This is a genomic window from Priestia sp. JSM ZJ58, assembly GCF_044383985.1.
Classification (GTDB): domain Bacteria; phylum Bacillota; class Bacilli; order Bacillales; family Bacillaceae_H; genus Priestia; species Priestia zanthoxyli.
On record NZ_JBISEM010000001.1, the window covers coordinates 3,304,947 to 3,321,375 of the forward strand.

Annotated in this window: 15 protein-coding genes and 1 riboswitch; of the genes, 5 read left to right on the forward strand and 10 right to left on the reverse strand. The window is 37.6% G+C overall.

Translation table 11 applies throughout. The features are described 5' to 3' along the window. Positions 1-165: 165 nt before the first annotated feature. From ACH6EI_RS17255 to ACH6EI_RS17275, 5 genes are all read right to left on the reverse strand, one after another. Positions 166-315: a hypothetical protein gene (locus tag ACH6EI_RS17255; protein ID WP_156830705.1), complete on the reverse strand. Its 150-nt coding sequence runs from the start codon at positions 313-315 to the stop codon at positions 166-168. Positions 316-342: 27 nt separating this feature from the next. Continuing rightward, the gene (locus ACH6EI_RS17260; protein WP_028414036.1) at positions 343-906 is read right to left on the reverse strand and encodes an isoprenylcysteine carboxyl methyltransferase family protein; all 564 of its coding nucleotides are present in this window, start codon (positions 904-906) and stop codon (positions 343-345) included. A 5-nt stretch (positions 907-911) separates the two neighbouring features. Further along, positions 912-1,997 (reverse strand): type III polyketide synthase, encoded by a 1,086-nt coding sequence (locus ACH6EI_RS17265; RefSeq protein WP_028414037.1) that lies wholly within the window; start codon positions 1,995-1,997, stop codon positions 912-914. Positions 1,998-2,221: 224 nt separating this feature from the next. After that, complete coding sequence (locus ACH6EI_RS17270; RefSeq protein WP_028414038.1) at positions 2,222-2,764, reverse strand: GNAT family N-acetyltransferase; 543 nt, start codon at positions 2,762-2,764, stop codon at positions 2,222-2,224. Positions 2,765-3,208: 444 nt separating this feature from the next. Continuing rightward, on the reverse strand, positions 3,209-4,633 hold the full coding sequence (locus ACH6EI_RS17275) for an NAD-dependent succinate-semialdehyde dehydrogenase (RefSeq protein WP_047751357.1): 1,425 nt from the start codon (positions 4,631-4,633) through the stop codon (positions 3,209-3,211). 130 nt (positions 4,634-4,763) lie between these two features. On the opposite strand from ACH6EI_RS17275, the gene ACH6EI_RS17280 reads away from it, so the two are divergent. After that, complete coding sequence (locus ACH6EI_RS17280) at positions 4,764-5,624, forward strand: LysR family transcriptional regulator (RefSeq protein WP_034266540.1); 861 nt, start codon at positions 4,764-4,766, stop codon at positions 5,622-5,624. A gap of 138 nt (positions 5,625-5,762) precedes the next feature. Here the strand turns inward: ACH6EI_RS17280 and ACH6EI_RS17285 are convergent, their stop codons facing one another. From ACH6EI_RS17285 to ACH6EI_RS17305, 5 genes are all read right to left on the reverse strand, one after another. Continuing rightward, positions 5,763-7,073 carry a nucleobase:cation symporter-2 family protein gene (locus tag ACH6EI_RS17285; protein ID WP_397377696.1) on the reverse strand — a complete coding sequence of 437 codons (1,311 nt, stop codon included), beginning with the start codon at positions 7,071-7,073 and terminating at the stop codon, positions 5,763-5,765. 1 nt (position 7,074) lies between these two features. Continuing rightward, positions 7,075-7,668, reverse strand: coding sequence for a xanthine phosphoribosyltransferase (locus tag ACH6EI_RS17290; protein ID WP_099330776.1), 594 nt, complete (start codon positions 7,666-7,668; stop codon positions 7,075-7,077). Positions 7,669-7,771: 103 nt separating this feature from the next. Next, a riboswitch (purine riboswitch) is annotated at positions 7,772-7,873 on the reverse strand. Between the two features lie 97 nt (positions 7,874-7,970). Continuing rightward, positions 7,971-9,488, reverse strand: a complete 1,518-nt coding sequence (locus tag ACH6EI_RS17295; RefSeq protein ID WP_099330775.1) for a carboxypeptidase M32 — start codon at positions 9,486-9,488, stop codon at positions 7,971-7,973. A gap of 125 nt (positions 9,489-9,613) precedes the next feature. Further along, positions 9,614-11,551, reverse strand: a complete 1,938-nt coding sequence (locus tag ACH6EI_RS17300) for an ATP-dependent DNA helicase (RefSeq protein ID WP_099330774.1) — start codon at positions 11,549-11,551, stop codon at positions 9,614-9,616. Positions 11,552-11,775: 224 nt separating this feature from the next. Further along, complete coding sequence (locus tag ACH6EI_RS17305) at positions 11,776-11,955, reverse strand: hypothetical protein (RefSeq protein WP_013056154.1); 180 nt, start codon at positions 11,953-11,955, stop codon at positions 11,776-11,778. A gap of 332 nt (positions 11,956-12,287) precedes the next feature. On the opposite strand from ACH6EI_RS17305, the gene ACH6EI_RS17310 reads away from it, so the two are divergent. From ACH6EI_RS17310 to ACH6EI_RS17325, 4 genes are read left to right on the forward strand one after another with little or no spacing between them, the layout of a single operon-like run. Next, the gene (locus ACH6EI_RS17310) at positions 12,288-13,379 is read left to right on the forward strand and encodes an ABC transporter ATP-binding protein (protein ID WP_099000104.1); all 1,092 of its coding nucleotides are present in this window, start codon (positions 12,288-12,290) and stop codon (positions 13,377-13,379) included. 36 nt (positions 13,380-13,415) lie between these two features. Then, positions 13,416-14,663 (forward strand): ABC transporter substrate-binding protein, encoded by a 1,248-nt coding sequence (locus ACH6EI_RS17315; protein WP_034266533.1) that lies wholly within the window; start codon positions 13,416-13,418, stop codon positions 14,661-14,663. Beyond that, positions 14,647-15,600 (forward strand): carbohydrate ABC transporter permease, encoded by a 954-nt coding sequence (locus ACH6EI_RS17320; RefSeq protein WP_099000105.1) that lies wholly within the window; start codon positions 14,647-14,649, stop codon positions 15,598-15,600. The genes ACH6EI_RS17315 and ACH6EI_RS17320 overlap by 17 nt, the downstream gene beginning before the upstream one ends. 14 nt (positions 15,601-15,614) lie before the next feature. Further along, positions 15,615-16,427 carry a carbohydrate ABC transporter permease gene (locus ACH6EI_RS17325; RefSeq protein WP_099330773.1) on the forward strand — a complete coding sequence of 271 codons (813 nt, stop codon included), beginning with the start codon at positions 15,615-15,617 and terminating at the stop codon, positions 16,425-16,427. Positions 16,428-16,429: the final 2 nt, after the last annotated feature.

Below are 16,429 nucleotides of genomic sequence, written 5' to 3' on the forward strand. Positions count from 1 at the left end.
TATTTAAATGTTCTCTATCCATCTTTGTTTCTGCTTATTCTTTCTCTATTTTACTTGATTCACCTACGTTTTCCCATAAAAAACTGAATTTTTAGTTACAAAAACAATAAAAAAAGCTGTCAATAATTTGACAGCTTTGCATTGTATTTATTTACCGTGTATATATTACGCCTTTTGGGCTTTTTCAATATTTTTCATTACATACGTTGTGACGCCAACATATGTAGCAAGTGCTCCGATCACAAAAAGACTAACCATTACGTCCACCACCGTTTCTACTTGATGAAATTGATAATCTTTATCATTTGATTTCATCTTATCATGAAAGATAATCATTTTCAATTAGTTTTGAGATTTTTTTGCAGGAAAGAAACGTCCCGTATTTTGCATGACCTCGCCATAATTTGTTTCATTCGTTAGCGCTTGCTCTTCTAAAGGAATTCTAACGGCTAATATACACAAATTGAAAACAGAAAAAATAGCTAACGTCCAGTATGCCTGAAACATAAGCGGAACTAACACCAATTCTGCCGCTACAACTGTATAATTTGGGTGCTTCATAAACCGATAAGGACCTCTTAGCACAACCTTCGCGTTAGGCAAGACGATAATTTTTGTATTCCAATACTTTCCTAATGAAGAAATAGCCCATACTCTTGCAAGTTGCACAAGCACAAAAAAGCTAAACAACAAAAAAGAAAAGTGATACATTCCACCGTTTAACACATACACTTCCGTAAAAAGAGCAGCAAAAAAAGCGGCGTGCATGCTTACCATCCATTTGTAGTGACTTTGACCAGCTTCGTATGCTCCCTGCTTCTTCATCCAAGCTTCATTTCTTTTGGCAATCACCAATTCACATAGACGCTGTAAGATAATAAATACAAAAAAACTATAAAAAAACAATCGCTTTACCTCCACTCTAATAGAAGCATTTCAGAACTAAATCCAGGACCAAGAGCTGTTAATAAACCGTATTCTTTACTCGGAATTTCTTTCTTCATAAAGCGGTCTAGCACATATAAAACGGTTGCCGAAGACATGTTTCCATGGTTTTTAAGTACATCTAGTGAATCAGCAATCATATTTTCGTTTAGCGATAGCGTTGATACATATGCTTCAAGCACTTTTTTCCCTCCAGGATGAGCAACAAAATGTTTTAAATCCCGACTGGTCAAATTCTGAGTTTGTAAAAAAGACTCAACTTCTCCGCCTAACCACGAATCGATAATAGTGGGAATATCTTTTGAAAAGACAACAAATAACCCATCATTTTTAATCTCCCATCCCATTACGTCTTCGGAATTTGGCATAAGCGTCGATTGTGTATGTAAAATGTAAGGAAAGCTTTTTGAACGGGAAAAAGTGATATCTGCTTCGTCACCTGCGACTAAAGCAGCTGCTACTCCATCAGCAAATAAAGATGTACCGATTAAGTTGCTTTTTGAACGATCATTCCGCTGAAAAGTCAAACTGCACAGCTCAACGGATAATACAAGAACTTTAGCGCGCGGAAAGGCTTTGCAATATTCGTAAGCCCTTGAAAGTCCAGATGCTCCTCCGGCACACCCTAATCCCCATATAGGGATTCTTTTTGTATGGTCTGAAAACGCAAGCTTATTCATAATTCGAGCTTCAATGCTAGGCGTAGCTACACCGCTTGTTGAAACGTAAAAAATAGCATCAATTTCTCCACACGGCAAAGGGGTACTTACATAGTCTTTATTTGTTAAGCATTCTTCAATGGCTTTTGTACCTAATTCAACAGCACATTCTATAAAAGCATCATTTTTTTCTTCGAATGTATGATCTTCTTGAAACCAAGATAAGTCTTTGGCAAAATTACGTTTTTCAATTTGACCATTTTGAAAAACGGTCAGCAGACGATTAATATCTTTAAACGACTCGGAAAAAAGTTCTTTTGCAAATAGCAGCGTGTCTTGCTGAGTTAATTCATAGGGGGGAACTCCAAATCCAACTGAGATAATTTTTGGCATACACTTCACCTCTTTGATTGCGTTACATTTAACATTTGTAATAGCTGGGGATTTATTCAATTCTTTTTTAGTGGAATGGAGGTGAAACATAAAAAAACTTTCCTGTAACTCAGGAAAGTCTACGTTTTGAAGAAGTGTATGTTTGTTGTGCACTTTTATTATAGCGCAAATAATCTGAATGTACAGATACAATTTATGGATTGACGAAAATAAGTGCTTATTTTTTATGAAAAGAAAATGGACATATAGATTTCATCTACATATTCATTGTTAAAATAAGCTTGTTCTTTCATAACACCTTCTTGTTCAAATCCTACCTTTTTATACAATTCGTATGCCACTTTATTAGAAGCAAACACAGTTAAAGAAAGTTTATGAAGATTATTTTCTTTGCACCAGTTTAGCGTATAATTCATAAATTGTTTTCCTATTCCCATTCCCTGTGCTTTTGAAATAAGCCATGTACGGAAGAGCCCCGTGTGGCGCTTCATTTTAATTTCGCCTCTCAGAACACGTGCGATTCCAAGCACTTCACCTTCGACTTCAGCTACAACGTACATGTGATTGTTCTTTTCTACTGATGCAATAAAATCTTGCTCTTCTTGGACTGTGCGTGGCTCATCTTTTTGAATAAATTCCCCGGCCTCAATAATTTCTCTTACCGCTGTTGTAATATGCTCTGCATCACTTGCCTTTGCAGGGCGTATAGTGACTTCACGTCCGTCTTTTGCTTTAAATTTCACTATGTTTTTCTCTGCTGTAATCATCTATATCAACTCCTATATTTTTCACCATTCAGTACTACTATTTTGGTTCTAGCTTGCGTAATTTATCAGTGGTAAAGTTCTGCTTTTCCTTTCATCTAACAAGCAATCATGTGCATTTGTTGTATTACCCACGCTTTAAACAAAGCTAAACCATTTTTGAAATATTTATTCTTGCACAGACATCCTAGAAATGCAATTAATTGCGTTAAAGAACTATTATTTCAAATTTTCTTTACAAAAGTGCATAAAAAAGAGGCTGGGACACAACGAAATCACTCCGACCTAAAGACGAACAAATGGGATTAATCCGCTAGAAGCAACGAAACGCATGAAAGCTACGTCCATCTTAACAATAAAAAAATACGAACTAACAACCAATAATTTTGATTATTAGTTGCTAGTTCGTATTTCACTTCGACTAAACTATTTTTGTCCTACTTTTTATTAAAGTCCCATTGAGATATATTTTACTTCTAAATAATCTTCAATGCCGTAATGACTTCCTTCACGTCCAAGGCCACTTTCTTTAAAGCCGCCGAATGGAGCTTGAGCTGCAGATGGAGAGCCATCATTTACTCCTACAATGCCGTACTCTAATTCTTCAGATACAAATGTTGCTTCTTTGATGTTTTCTGTAAATACGTAAGCTGCTAAACCATAAGGGCTATTGTTTGCTCGTTCTACGGCTTCTTCTACTGTTTTGAATGTTGCTACAGGTGCCAATGGTCCAAACGTTTCTTCAAACATGCAATTCATGTCATCAGTTACATTTGTGATAATTGTCGGCTCCATAAAGAAACCGTTTTTAGTTGTTATAGCTTGTCCGCCAACTACAACTTTAGCTCCTTTACTTTTTGCATCCGCAATTTGTGCTTTTACTTTCTCAACCGCTTTGTCGTTAATTAACGGTCCAACTTGTGTACCTTCTTCTAATCCGTTTCCTACTGTTAATTCCGCCGCTTTTGCTGCAAATTTTTCAACGAAAGCATCTGCAATGGATTCTTGTACGTATACGCGGTTTGTGCAGATGCACGTTTGACCTGCGTTGACAAACTTAGAAGCAATTACGCCGTTTACAGCAGCGTCTAAATCTGCATTTTCTGTTACGATAAACGGTGCATGACCGCCTAATTCCAGCGATAATTTTTTCACAGTATCAGCAGCACCCCGCATTAGATGTTTACCAACCGCTGTTGAACCAGTAAATGTTAATTTTCGGATGCGTCCGTCTTTTTGCCATGTGTCGCCAATAGCTGCTGCATCTCCAGTAACAACATTGATCACACCTTTTGGAACGCCCGCTTCTTCTGCGAGTTCTACTAAACGAAATGCTGTAAATGGTGTTTCTTCAGATGGTTTTAAAACAATTGTACATCCTGCTGCAAGAGCTGGGGCCACTTTACGCGTAATCATGGCTGCAGGGAAGTTCCATGGCGTAATAGCTGCTACAACGCCAACAGGCTGTTTTTTAACCGTAATACGCTTATGCGTATGATGAGCTGGAATCGTTTCACCATATACACGCTTTCCTTCTTCAGCAAACCAAGCAATATAATCATTGCCATACTGCACTTCACCTTTTGCTTCTGCAAATGGTTTGCCTTGTTCCGTTGTCATAATTTCTGCTAGTTCATCTTTATGATTTTCAATAAGTTGATGCCATCTCATTAAAATAGCACTGCGCTCTTGAGCGGTTCTTTTCGACCATGTTTTAAAAGCTGTCGCTGCTGCATCAGCGGCAAGTGCTGCTTCCTTTGCGCCTGCCTTGGGAATTTGTCCTATAACTTCTTTTGTTGCTGGATTAATCACATCAATTTTCTCTTCTGTTGTTGTCCATTCACCGTTAATATATAGTTTGTTTGGATACATCATTCATCCTCCTAGTTGTGTGAATTTCTTTGCGCTGTGTTAACTACACTATATACACTAGCATCTTCGTTGATTTATGAGAACTTCCCTTCTATACTATGGGTATAACAAAAGGTTATAGGTGATAAATATGAAAACAGAATGGCTTGAGTCTTTTATTGAAACAGCCAAAACAAAAAGCTTAAGCAAAGCAAGCGAACAGCTGCATATGACGCAGCCCGCGCTCAGTAAGCAAATGAGAAAACTAGAAGAAGATTTAGGAGTAACATTATTTATTCGCTCCGCTACAGGAGTAGAATTAACCTCAGCAGGTGAAATTCTTTTACAAGAAGGTGAATCCATACTATCAAGCGTTCATGCTCTTCAAAAAAAATTAGTGTCTACGCAAGAAGCTTGTGATTTAACTATCGGAACGTGGCAAAGTATGGCTGCTTTTTACTTACCTTATCAACTGGCTTCTGCTAAAGACCACAATCGCCATATTGATATAAAAACCTCGCATCACTATTATGATTTGTTAGAGCAGTTAGAAAGCAATCAAATTGATGGAGCTTTATTTGATGATCGAGAGATTCAACATACTTACTGGTCAAAATTATTATTCAAAGAAGACTTTTATTTATTTGTGAATGATCAGCACCCGTTAGCCGAAAAAGAAAGCGTATCATTTGAAGATTTCAAAGAAGAACCCATTGTAGTTCTCCCTCCAGGGTGCGATGTTCGGACACTAGTAGAAAAAGCCTACAATCGTCATAACTTAAAAATTTCCATTGCCAATGAAATTGAATTTGCTCAAAGTATTATGGGATTTATTTCAGCTAATTTAGGTATTTCAATTCTCCCTGAAATTTTTATGCGCCATTTACAAAGCTCAAACATTAAAGCATTGCCTATTACAGACTTCAAATTCAAAAGAGAAATTTCATTAGTGGCAAAAAATCCTGACGTGGGGAAAATGCTTTATACACTGTTTTTCAAAACACGGTCTTAATAGGAAAGACGACCAAATTGGACAAATAATCTACTATGAATCGCTTGTTACAGCTATGTTCCCTATGACATTGAAAAGATCCGAACGATTAATCGTTCGGATCTTCTTCAACTAAAATATTTTGGCTCCAGCCTCTTTTTATTTCGATATTACTTCATTTGTTAACTTTGTGTCCGCAACTTGCGCACGTGGTGATTTCATCATATTAAAGACAATATTTAAAAAGATTGCTGTAAAAGTCCCCATCACAATACCGCTTCCAGTGAGAACTTGAAGACTCTCTGGTAAGTTTTTGAAGAGTTCAGGTACAACCGTCACCCCTAGACCCATACCAACCGAACATGCAATTACAAGAAGGTTTTCTTGTTTTGCTAAATCAACTTGACTAAGGATTTTTATACCTGAAGAGATGACCATCCCAAACATGGCTACCATAGCTCCTCCAAGTACAGAGCTCGGGATAACTGTCGTCACGGCTGCGATTTTAGGTAGAAAGCCCAAAATGATTAAAATTCCACTCGCTGCAAATACAACATTTCTTGTGCGAACACCTGACAACTGTAAAAGTCCTACATTTTGAGAATACGCTGTATAAGGAAATGCGTTAAAAAATCCGCCTAATAAAATCGCCAATCCTTCTGCACGATAGCCTTTAGATAAATCTTTTTCATCCACTTCTTTTTTACAAATATCACTAACGGCAAAATAAACGCCTGTGGACTCGACAATGCCAACAAGTAAAACAAGGAACATTGTCAGGATGGCCATAATATTAAACGTTGGCATCCCAAAGTAAAACACGTGCGGCATATGAATCCACGCTTCTTCTTTTACGCCGGAAAAATCGACTTTCCCCATAAAAGACGCTGCAATTGTTCCAACAACCAATCCTAATAACACAGAGACGGAGCGCATAAATCCTTTTGTAAATCGATACAGAACAATAATTAATAGCAAAACGCCAAAACCTAAACCTAAATTGCTCAAGCTGCCAAAATCTTTACTTCCTTCTCCTCCAGCTAAATCTTTAATCGCTACAGGAATTAACGTAATTCCAATAATCGTTACAACCGAACCCGTAACTAAAGGAGGGAAAAACTTAACCAATTTACCTAGAAAAGCAGAAAGAAGGACAATGAGTAAACCGGCGACGATAATAGAACCATATATGGAGGAAACGCCGTAAGAACCTCCAATTGAAATCATAGGCCCTACGGCAGTAAACGTACACCCTAATACAACTGGAAGACCAATACCGAAAAAACGATTTTTCCATACTTGCAGTAACGTTGCCACACCGCACATAAATAAGTCAATCGCCACTAAATACGTAAGCTGCTGCTGAGTCAAGCCAATGGCTCCTCCAACAATAAGCGGGACAACAATCGCACCTCCGTACATAGCTAAAACATGCTGTAAACCAAGTGAAAAGACTTTTCCTTTATTCATATTAAACCTCCACTGTCGGTTTATCTTCAGCAAATGTAACTTTACCATTTGATAAAGACTGAATGCGCGCTAATGATTCTACTTTAACGCCTGATTTACGAATTTGTTTTCCTCCATCTTGGAACGCTTTTTCAATAACAATACCAATGCCGCCTACTTTAGCACCTGCTTTTTGCACGATATCCATCAAGCCGAATGCAGCTTGGCCGTTTGCTAAAAAGTCATCAATAATTAAAATCACGTCATCTTCTCGAATAAATTTATCAGCAACTGAAATTTCATTTTCTTCTTTTTTTGTAAATGAATATACTTTTGATGTAATGAGTCCGTCTTGAAGTGTTAAAGATTTTCTTTTTCTGGCAAACACCATCTCAACGTTTAGCTTCAATGCGGTCATAATCGCTGGAGCAATTCCTGATGATTCAATCGTTAAAATCTTCGTAATTCCTGCATTTTCAAAACGCAAAGCAAATTCTTCTCCAATTTCTTTCATCAATACAGGATCCATTTGGTGGTTTAAAAATGTGTCTACTTTTAAAACCGTGTCCGATAATACGATACCATCTGTTAAAATTTTGTTTTGCAAAGCTTTCATAGTTCGTTCCTCCAACGTTTGTATTAAAAAAGCTCAAAAACATAGCTGCACTCGTATATGAGTAGAGCAATGTCTTTGAGCTTTTACGCACAAAAGTGAAAAACAAACTTCATCGCTCACCCATAGTCAAACTATTTACGGTAGTTTGGTAGATACTTACGAGCCATATTCTCGTCATTATATGAGTGCGTTATTGAGTTAATTGTATTATATCAGCAAATCTTTTATTTGAAAATATCTAAAAATGATATTTTCGAACATTTACTTGTGATACAAAACATAATATTCGTTTATAGCGCCTTTTATACGTGATAAATTTCTCCATATTTCTTTTCTAGATACTGAATTAAATAATCTACATTTAAGCCTTCTCCCGTTACATCGTTTAAAATTTCAAGAGGCTTTTTCATTTTTCCGTACTGATGAATGTGTTCTGTTAGCCAATTTGTGATCGGCGAAATTTCTCCTTTTTCGAGGAGTTCATCATAATTAGGCAGATCTTTTAACATGGTATGCTTAAACTGCGCTGCGTACATATAGCCAAGAGCGTAGGAAGGGAAGTACCCAAAGCTTCCTCCGGCCCAGTGTACGTCCTGAAGCACGCCTTCTCCGTCGTGACTTGGACGAACTCCTAAATATTCTTCGTATTTCTCATTCCAAATTTCCGGTAAATCCTCAACTTTATACTCCCCGTTTATCAATCCTTTTTCAATTTCGTAACGAATCATAATATGAAGAGGGTACGTTAACTCATCTGCTTCAATACGAATAAGCGACGGTTTTGCCTCATTTACTCCTCGGTAAAAATCTTCTAAACCTACATCGTCAAATTGCCCCGGCGCATGCTGTTTTAGTACGTCGTAATTATGCTGCCAAAATGCCTTATTTTTACCGACAAACTGCTCAAAAAACAGCGACTGTGATTCGTGAATTCCCATTGAAGTACCTTCACATAGAACTGTACCGACAAGATCCTTTGAAATATTCTGCTCATATAAAGCATGGCCGCATTCGTGAATTGTTCCAAAAATAGCCGTTCGAAAATCGTTTTCGGCATATTTAGTCGTGATGCGCACATCTCCCGGGTTTAAGCCAGTAGCAAAAGGATGAACTGTTTCATCAAGGCGCCCCGCTTCAAAATCATAGCCAAGTGTTTTTAACACGTCTAGACTAAATTGCTTTTGCGCTTCTTTTGGGAAAGTACGGAATAAAAATTCCGTATTTGGCTTTGTATTTGACCCGGCGATTCGCTGAACAAGAGGCACAATATGCTCCCGTAGCTTTCCAAACACCTCGTCTAAAATTTCAACCGTCATCCCCGGTTCAAAAAGATCCAGTAAACGGTTATATTTGTTCCCTTCATACCCCCAATAATCCACAAACTTCTGATTGAACGCTACAATTTTTTCGAGGTACGGTTGAAATAAAGCAAAATCTGCTTTTTCTTTTGCGTCTTCCCAAACCGACTCAGCTTTTGAAGTTAATGTAACGTATTCTTTATATTCATGTGGAGGAATTTTTTTATTTAAGTCATATTCTTTTTTACATTCTTCCACTGCTTTTTTCGTAATATCGTTTATGTAAGGCTGCGACTCAGGGTTCGTTAATTTCTCAATAAAACCTGCCATTTCATCAGAAACAGAAAGATTGAACGCTTCTGATGACATCATGCCAATCACTTCAGAACGCTGATCCGCCCCTTTTTTTGGAGCACCCGTCCTCAAATCCCAGTACATCACTCCGATTGCCTCGTGATAACTTTTAATTTTATTCATGTATTCATAAAACTGTTTCTCAATTTTCTGTATGTCTTCTCTCATTGTTTTTCCTCCTTACTTTCCTTATTTCACCATAAATTATTTTATCATAATAGTAACGGCGTGTATATAACTGAATATTCAATCTATTAATACATATAAAAAAGCGCGGCTACAACCGCGCTTTTTTATACGTTTTCTATTTTCGTTGGGACATTTTGTTCAATGATTGAACGCACTTTTGAATCTGTGCTTTTTGGCATAAAGATCGTAATTAGACCCTTATCGTTATGAGAGCGAATCAGTCTTCCAACTCCTTGCTTTAAGCGAAGAAGCATATACGGCATATCTGCATCCCAAAATGGATCAACTACTTGATTGCGCTTTGCTTCAAAGACCGGATCATTTGGCGGATACGGCAGAGACCAAATAATTACATTAGATAGCGAAGGTCCAGGAATATCCAACCCTTCCCACAAATGAACAGCGCATAAAATCGTTTCTTCTTCTCTTTGGAACTGAGATACTAATTTACTGATCTCTTGATCGCCTTCAAATAAAAACGTGTACTGATCTAACTCTTTGGAAACTTCTTTGAACATCTCTAATTCTTCTTTGCTGTTAAACAATAAAAGTGCTCGTCCGTTCGTTTTTTCGAGCTGAGTGACAGCAAAGGCAAATTTTTCAGCAAACGCTTCTTCTTGATCATCTGAAACATTTTTTACCGCAATGTTCATTTGCTCATCATAATCAAATGGCGATTCAACGGAAAAAGAAAGCGGCTTTGCAATTCCTAAGCTATATGCTAAATAATCGAACGATTGGTTATCTGAAAGAGTGGCAGAAGTGAAAATATACGGTATTTTCTTCGCAAATACTCGTTCTTTTAAGACGTCTTTTACTGCTTGCGGCATAATAACCAACGTCAGCTGCCAGTTGTTTTCTTCCACCCAGTAGATGGCATTTTCGTTGTCCATAAATAAGCGCAGCGAATAATCAATTTGATCTAGGTACTCATCTACAATTCGCAGCGTATATTCGTCTACTGTATAAGTCTCACTCTCAAACACAAGCTCGTTTCCGATATGCTCAAGCAGCGATAAAAGTTCTTTTCCTACACTTTGTAATCCGTTTGTGCGGGCTACTTCTTTACGGCTAGAACCAACGATTTCTGTGCTTGCTTCACTTAAACGGTCGAAAAACATTGCATACACATCGATAGCGTGCTCGATCTTCACAGCAAATTCTTCTCGCACGTCATTTTCTAATAGACGCGTTAACAAGTTTTCTAACGTATCTTCTTGAATGCGATACGTTAAAGCCTTTTGTGCAGCAAATTCCAGCAGGTGACCTTCATCAAATACAACACAGCTGCTTTCAGGAAGAAGCGGAAGCTGTCCTTCACGCTTGCGGGCTTCATATGTCCAAATGTGTTCCATGTAAAAATCGTGAGAGCAAATAATTAAGTCATGTGCTTTTCTATAGTGCTCGCGTGAAAGCGTTAAGCCACATCTATGACGCTGCTCACAGGAAGAGCAATCTTGAAACGTATCCCAGTTAATTTGATTCCATTCCTCATCCGTTAAATGAGGATATTCTTTACGGTCTCCGTAGTGATAGAACGACTGCATACCACTATGATCATGAACAAAATCAGGAAGCGTATCGTAAATTTCTTCAATGTTTTCATTATCTGTTCGTGCTGTCACAGCATCTAATTTCTTTAAACACAGATACTGATCTTGAGATTTTGCTAGGCGAACATCCATGTTAATATCTAAAATACCAGAGAGCTTGGCAATGTCTCCTTCGGCTTTTACTAACTGTTCAATTAATGTTTCATCCGCACAGGCAATAATAGCCGGCTTGCCAATATACCTTGCATAACAAATAGCGTACAGTAAATACACAATGGTTTTCCCTGTTCCTACACCTGCTTCTGCAAAGATTACATTTTTTTCTTTAAAAGCTCGTTCGATTTGAAAAGCCATAAAAATTTGTTCATCCCGAAGTTCTAATCCTGCGTCTGGAAGATGATCATAAAAAACATCACCTATCCATTCATTTAATTTGTCAAAAAAGTTTTCATCCCGCTCAATTGTAAAAGGCAACCGCTCTCTCATCATCGATACTGACTCCTTTATTTATGTAAATATCTATCAATAAAAATTAGCTTCACTTCTTTTTATCTAGTAAATTTCTCATGTAAGCAAAACTTAATTATTGACTACTTTATCTAAAATGTCAATAAAAAGAGCTGAACATAAAAAAGTTCTGCCTGTAAGGACAGAACCTTTTTGTATAAAAGCTGGGTGTATAGAACGCAAACGGAATAAGTGCTATTAAAAAATTAATTACAGCGGAATTTGGAATCCGTGGACTGAGACAATAAAAAGGCCGCTTCATACTCGGCTTTTGCTTGTTCCAGCTGAGTAAGCGTCTCTCCGCTAACTTCTATTCCCTGCTGCATTAAATGATAGCTGTTTTCCAACGCTTGCCGAATCATAGTGAACTGCGTGTTTCTATCCATTTATAAACATCCTCTCTCTGTAGTGCTTACTATAAAAGTGAATACTATCATTCTATACACCAGCTGTTTATTTTATTCTCAAAACCAGCATCTCTGGCTTAATAAATGGATTCTTTCATTTAAGAAAATAATCGAACTTATTAAAATATTTTAATTCTCACTTGACATATAGGAATAATATATTTTAAAATTACTTACAGATTCAATCACTCAAAACTACATACTACAGGCTTACCGGTCAACCGATAGCCTCTAATTGCCAGATACACGTACAATCCGTCTGTGCAATTAGAGGCTTTTATTTTTTAAAAGCCTGCTGAGAGGAGAAAAAAATGGCAGAACTGCAGTTGCAGCATGTGTATAAAAAATACGGAAAAGATAGTCTTGCAGTTGATAATTTTAATCTTCATATTCAAGACAAAGAATTTATTGTATTTGTAGGACCTTCAGGGTGCGGCAAATCCACTACCCTTCGAATGATCGCCGGCCTTGAATCGATAACAGAAGGAGAATTGCTTATTAACGGAGATCGTGCAAACGATTTACCTTCTAAGGACCGGGATATTGCAATGGTGTTTCAAAACTACGCGCTTTACCCTCATTTAACGGTTTACGACAACATGGCATTTGGCTTGCAGCTCCGCAAAGTCCCAAAACAAGAAATTGATGAGCGCGTTCGTGAAGCGGCTCGTATTTTGGACTTAGAACCCTATTTAAAACGCAAGCCAAAAGCATTATCAGGAGGTCAGCGTCAGCGAGTGGCTTTAGGAAGAGCCATTGTACGGAATGCCCAAATTTTTTTAATGGATGAGCCTTTGTCTAACCTTGATGCGAAGCTTCGCGTACAAATGCGTGCTGAAATCAGTAAGCTTCATCAGAGGCTGCAGACGACCATTATTTATGTAACCCACGATCAAACAGAAGCCATGACGATGGCAAGCAGAATCGTAGTTATGAAAGACGGAAAAATTCAGCAAATAGGTTCACCTATGCAAGTGTATAATGCTCCAGAGAATACGTTTGTAGCCAGTTTTATAGGCTCACCGGGAATGAACTTTTTCACAGGAAAAGTAGTGAACAGCAAACTGTACATCAGTGAACATGAGTTTCAGCTGACAGAAAATCAAATGCATTCGTTACATGAAAAAGGCTACAATAATCAATTCATTACTGTAGGAATTCGACCCGAGCATATTACGCGTGCCTTTTCTGATGCTCCTCATATTTCATTACCGGTAGATGTGTCTGAGTTATTAGGAGCAGAGTACATACTATACAGCAGTTTAGGAGAGCAGCTCTTTGTGGCTAAAATCCCTGGGGATGAACATATTCAAGTTCATCAGCACTTTCCGTTTCATTTTCAAATGAATCATGCTCATTTCTTTGACCAAACATCTACCAATCGTATCAAAATTGACCAATAACTATCTAAAAAGAATTCTATAAATGGGGGAACTAAAATGAAAAAATTATTAATTCTGTTAGCAATGCTCACCGTGATCATCGCCGGCTGCGGCAAAAACAGTTCAACAAGCGGCGACAGCAGCGATTCTTCAAAAAAAGTAACCATTAACTTTACGCATTGGCGAGGAGAAGATACGAAAGCCTTTGATTCTATCATTGAGCAATTTGAAAAGAAAAACCCAAATATTCATGTAGAGATGACCGTCTTTCCTTCGGATTCATATCAATCACAAATTCAAGGATCTCTACTCTCTGGAGAAGGCATCGATGTATTTGCTAGTTTTCCAGGAAGTCAATTTGAAACGATTCGCAAAGCAAACGGTTTTGCAAAGCTGGACGACCAAAACTTACTCAGCAAATTTGACGAAAAGCTAATCCAAGCGGGTAAAGCGGATAATACGCAATATGCTCTTCCTTATCAGCTAGTCTATAACATCCCTGTCTATAACAAAGGCATTTTTGAAAAACTAAATTTAGATGTTCCTAAAGACTGGAATAGCTTTTTAAAAACAGCTGAAACATTAAAGAAAAATGGTTACACGCCGATTTTATTTTCAGGAGACGTAAGTCCTTCTCAATTTATTAACCCAATGATTATGAATAACGAACCTACAAATAACGCCCTTCACGAAGTAGAAACGGGCAAGCGCAAGCTAACTGATGAATGGTTTATCAAAACCCTATCTCAAATTAAAGAATTAAATGATAAAGGTTACTTCCAAAAAGATGCTCTTGGTACGAAAAAAGAAAGTGCTGCAGCACTTTTCGCTCAGGAAAAAGGCGCAATGCTTGCTCAAGGTTCTTATATGATGGCTACAGTCAAACAGCAAAATCCAAAGATTGATCAAGGTTTGCTTGCACCGATTACAGTGGATCAAGATAAAGCCAAATACGAAGGTGTTCATACCACAACATTCTTATTAGGTGTTGCTGAAAAATCAAAACATAAAGAAGCTGCTAAGAAATTTTTAACTTTCCTTGCAGATCCAAAGATTTCTTCTGAGTATGCAAATGCTACTGGCCAGTTATTAACGGTCAAAGACGTGAAATATGATTCACCTGAACTCAAAGAAAGCGCAAAGTGGAAAGACAAAAAAACGGTCTTCCAACCTCGATTTACCATTTTAAATGAGCGCGTATCAAAAGCTGTTGAAACATCTGTACAGGACGTACTATCCGGTATGTCAGCGAAAAAAGCTGCTGAAAAAGCACAAGGAGAGGTAGAACGTGTCGCTAAAAACTAATACGTCTATTCAAGAGGAAGAAAAGAGAACCCCTTCGTTCTCTTTTCCTCTCTTTTCATTTAAAAATATCTCTAAAAGCAGGCATCTATGGTTGTTTTTGCTTCCTGGTTTTGTCATATATACGGTTTTCTTTGCATTGCCAACGCTTTCTGCTTTATTTTTAAGTACAACTGATTGGAATGGATTGTCTTCTCAGTTCTCATTTGTAGGGTTTCAAAACTTCAAAGAAATTTTAACAAACGATGCTATTTTCACACAGTCGCTTACAAACAACTTAAAGTTCACAATTGGCGTGCTGATCTTTCAAACGTTATTGAGCTTAGGCTTTGCACTTTTACTTTATAGAAATTCTGCATGGAATACATTTTATCGCTCACTCTTTTTTGTACCGACGATTATTTCGTCCGTGTCGATTGCGTTCACGTGGAACTTTATGTATGACCCCAACATTGGAGGAGTTAACCTATTTTTAAGTAAAATAGGCCTTAAGCATTGGACACAGTCTTGGATTGGAAATGGACATATCGCCATTTACAGCTTGGCTTTTGTACAATTTTGGGCACATACTGGTCAAATGCTTATTATTTTTGTAGCTGGAATTCAAGCTATTCCCAGTGAGTTATATGAAGCTGCTAGTATTGATGGAGCAACACGATGGCAAAAATTCAAGCGCATTACGTGGCCTCTTTTAGCTCCAGCTACGACAATGGTTGTGGCTTATACGACCATACAAAGCTTTAAAGCATTTGATTTAATCATTGCAATGACAAATGGAGGTCCCTCCAACTCAACTGAAATTCTTTCGACACTTCTTTATCACGAAGCTTTTATTAATTTTCGTTTTGGCTATGCCTCTGCCATTTCCGTTGTATTTATGATTGTGATTGCTCTTTTAACGTTTCTTCAATTTCGCGTACTTCGCCTGACCAAAATGTAAAAGGAGATTCTTTTATGAAACAAAATCCATTCAGACATCTGATTTTAGGGATATACGGTTTAATCATTCTGTTGCCCTTAAGCTTGGTTTTATTAACAACCTTTAAAACAACGCCTGAACTTTACAGCAACCCAATTGGATTACCAGCAGGCTGGAATATTGAAAATTATAAACAGCTGCTCGTCAATGAACCCATCTTTGGCTATATTCAAAACAGCGTGATTGTTACCGTCTTTAGCACGTTTTTTATTCTATGGTTTTCAAGCATGATTGCTTACGCTATTATTCAGCTACCTCAAAAGCTTGGATGGATTGTATACGGCTTTTTTGTTTGCGGAATGATTGTCCCTACTCAAGTCAATATGACTCCTGTCTTTTTGCTGATGAATAAGCTTGGACTGGTCAATACGCTAACAGGGGTCATTATCGTCTCCATAAGTTTTTTGCTTCCTATCGGTGTGTTTATTATAACGGGGTTTATGAAAACTTTGCCAAAGGAACTATTCGAAGCCGCTCGCATGGACGGGGCGTCAGAGTGGAAAATATATTCAAAAATCGCTCTTCGACTCTCCATACCTTCAATGGCTACAGTAGGAATTTTTTCGTTTGTGATCGTGTGGAATGATCTGTTATTCCCTTTGCTATTATTAAAATCTAAAGAAGTAAAAACGCTGCCTATTGCATTATTGGACTTTCAAGGGGAATTTCTAACCAATTACCCTATGCTGTTTTCAGCAGTCGTTCTTTCTTCTATTCCATTATTGATTGCGTACGTGTTTTTGCAAAAGCATTTCATTTCAGGAATGACCTCTGGGGCATTAAAATAGCA

Coding starts and splice junctions, on each gene's coding strand:
- ACH6EI_RS17315 (WP_034266533.1), top strand. CDS start 13,416: ATGAAAAAATTATTAATTCTGTTAGCAATGCTCACCGTGATCATCGCC.
- ACH6EI_RS17300 (WP_099330774.1), bottom strand. CDS start 11,551: ATGATGAGAGAGCGGTTGCCTTTTACAATTGAGCGGGATGAAAACTTT.
- ACH6EI_RS17305 (WP_013056154.1), bottom strand. CDS start 11,955: ATGGATAGAAACACGCAGTTCACTATGATTCGGCAAGCGTTGGAAAAC.
- ACH6EI_RS17270 (WP_028414038.1), bottom strand. CDS start 2,764: ATGATTACAGCAGAGAAAAACATAGTGAAATTTAAAGCAAAAGACGGA.
- ACH6EI_RS17280 (WP_034266540.1), top strand. CDS start 4,764: ATGAAAACAGAATGGCTTGAGTCTTTTATTGAAACAGCCAAAACAAAA.
- ACH6EI_RS17310 (WP_099000104.1), top strand. CDS start 12,288: ATGGCAGAACTGCAGTTGCAGCATGTGTATAAAAAATACGGAAAAGAT.
- ACH6EI_RS17255 (WP_156830705.1), bottom strand. CDS start 315: ATGAAATCAAATGATAAAGATTATCAATTTCATCAAGTAGAAACGGTG.
- ACH6EI_RS17275 (WP_047751357.1), bottom strand. CDS start 4,633: ATGTATCCAAACAAACTATATATTAACGGTGAATGGACAACAACAGAA.
- ACH6EI_RS17295 (WP_099330775.1), bottom strand. CDS start 9,488: ATGAGAGAAGACATACAGAAAATTGAGAAACAGTTTTATGAATACATG.
- ACH6EI_RS17325 (WP_099330773.1), top strand. CDS start 15,615: ATGAAACAAAATCCATTCAGACATCTGATTTTAGGGATATACGGTTTA.
- ACH6EI_RS17265 (WP_028414037.1), bottom strand. CDS start 1,997: ATGCCAAAAATTATCTCAGTTGGATTTGGAGTTCCCCCCTATGAATTA.
- ACH6EI_RS17285 (WP_397377696.1), bottom strand. CDS start 7,073: ATGAATAAAGGAAAAGTCTTTTCACTTGGTTTACAGCATGTTTTAGCT.
- ACH6EI_RS17290 (WP_099330776.1), bottom strand. CDS start 7,668: ATGAAAGCTTTGCAAAACAAAATTTTAACAGATGGTATCGTATTATCG.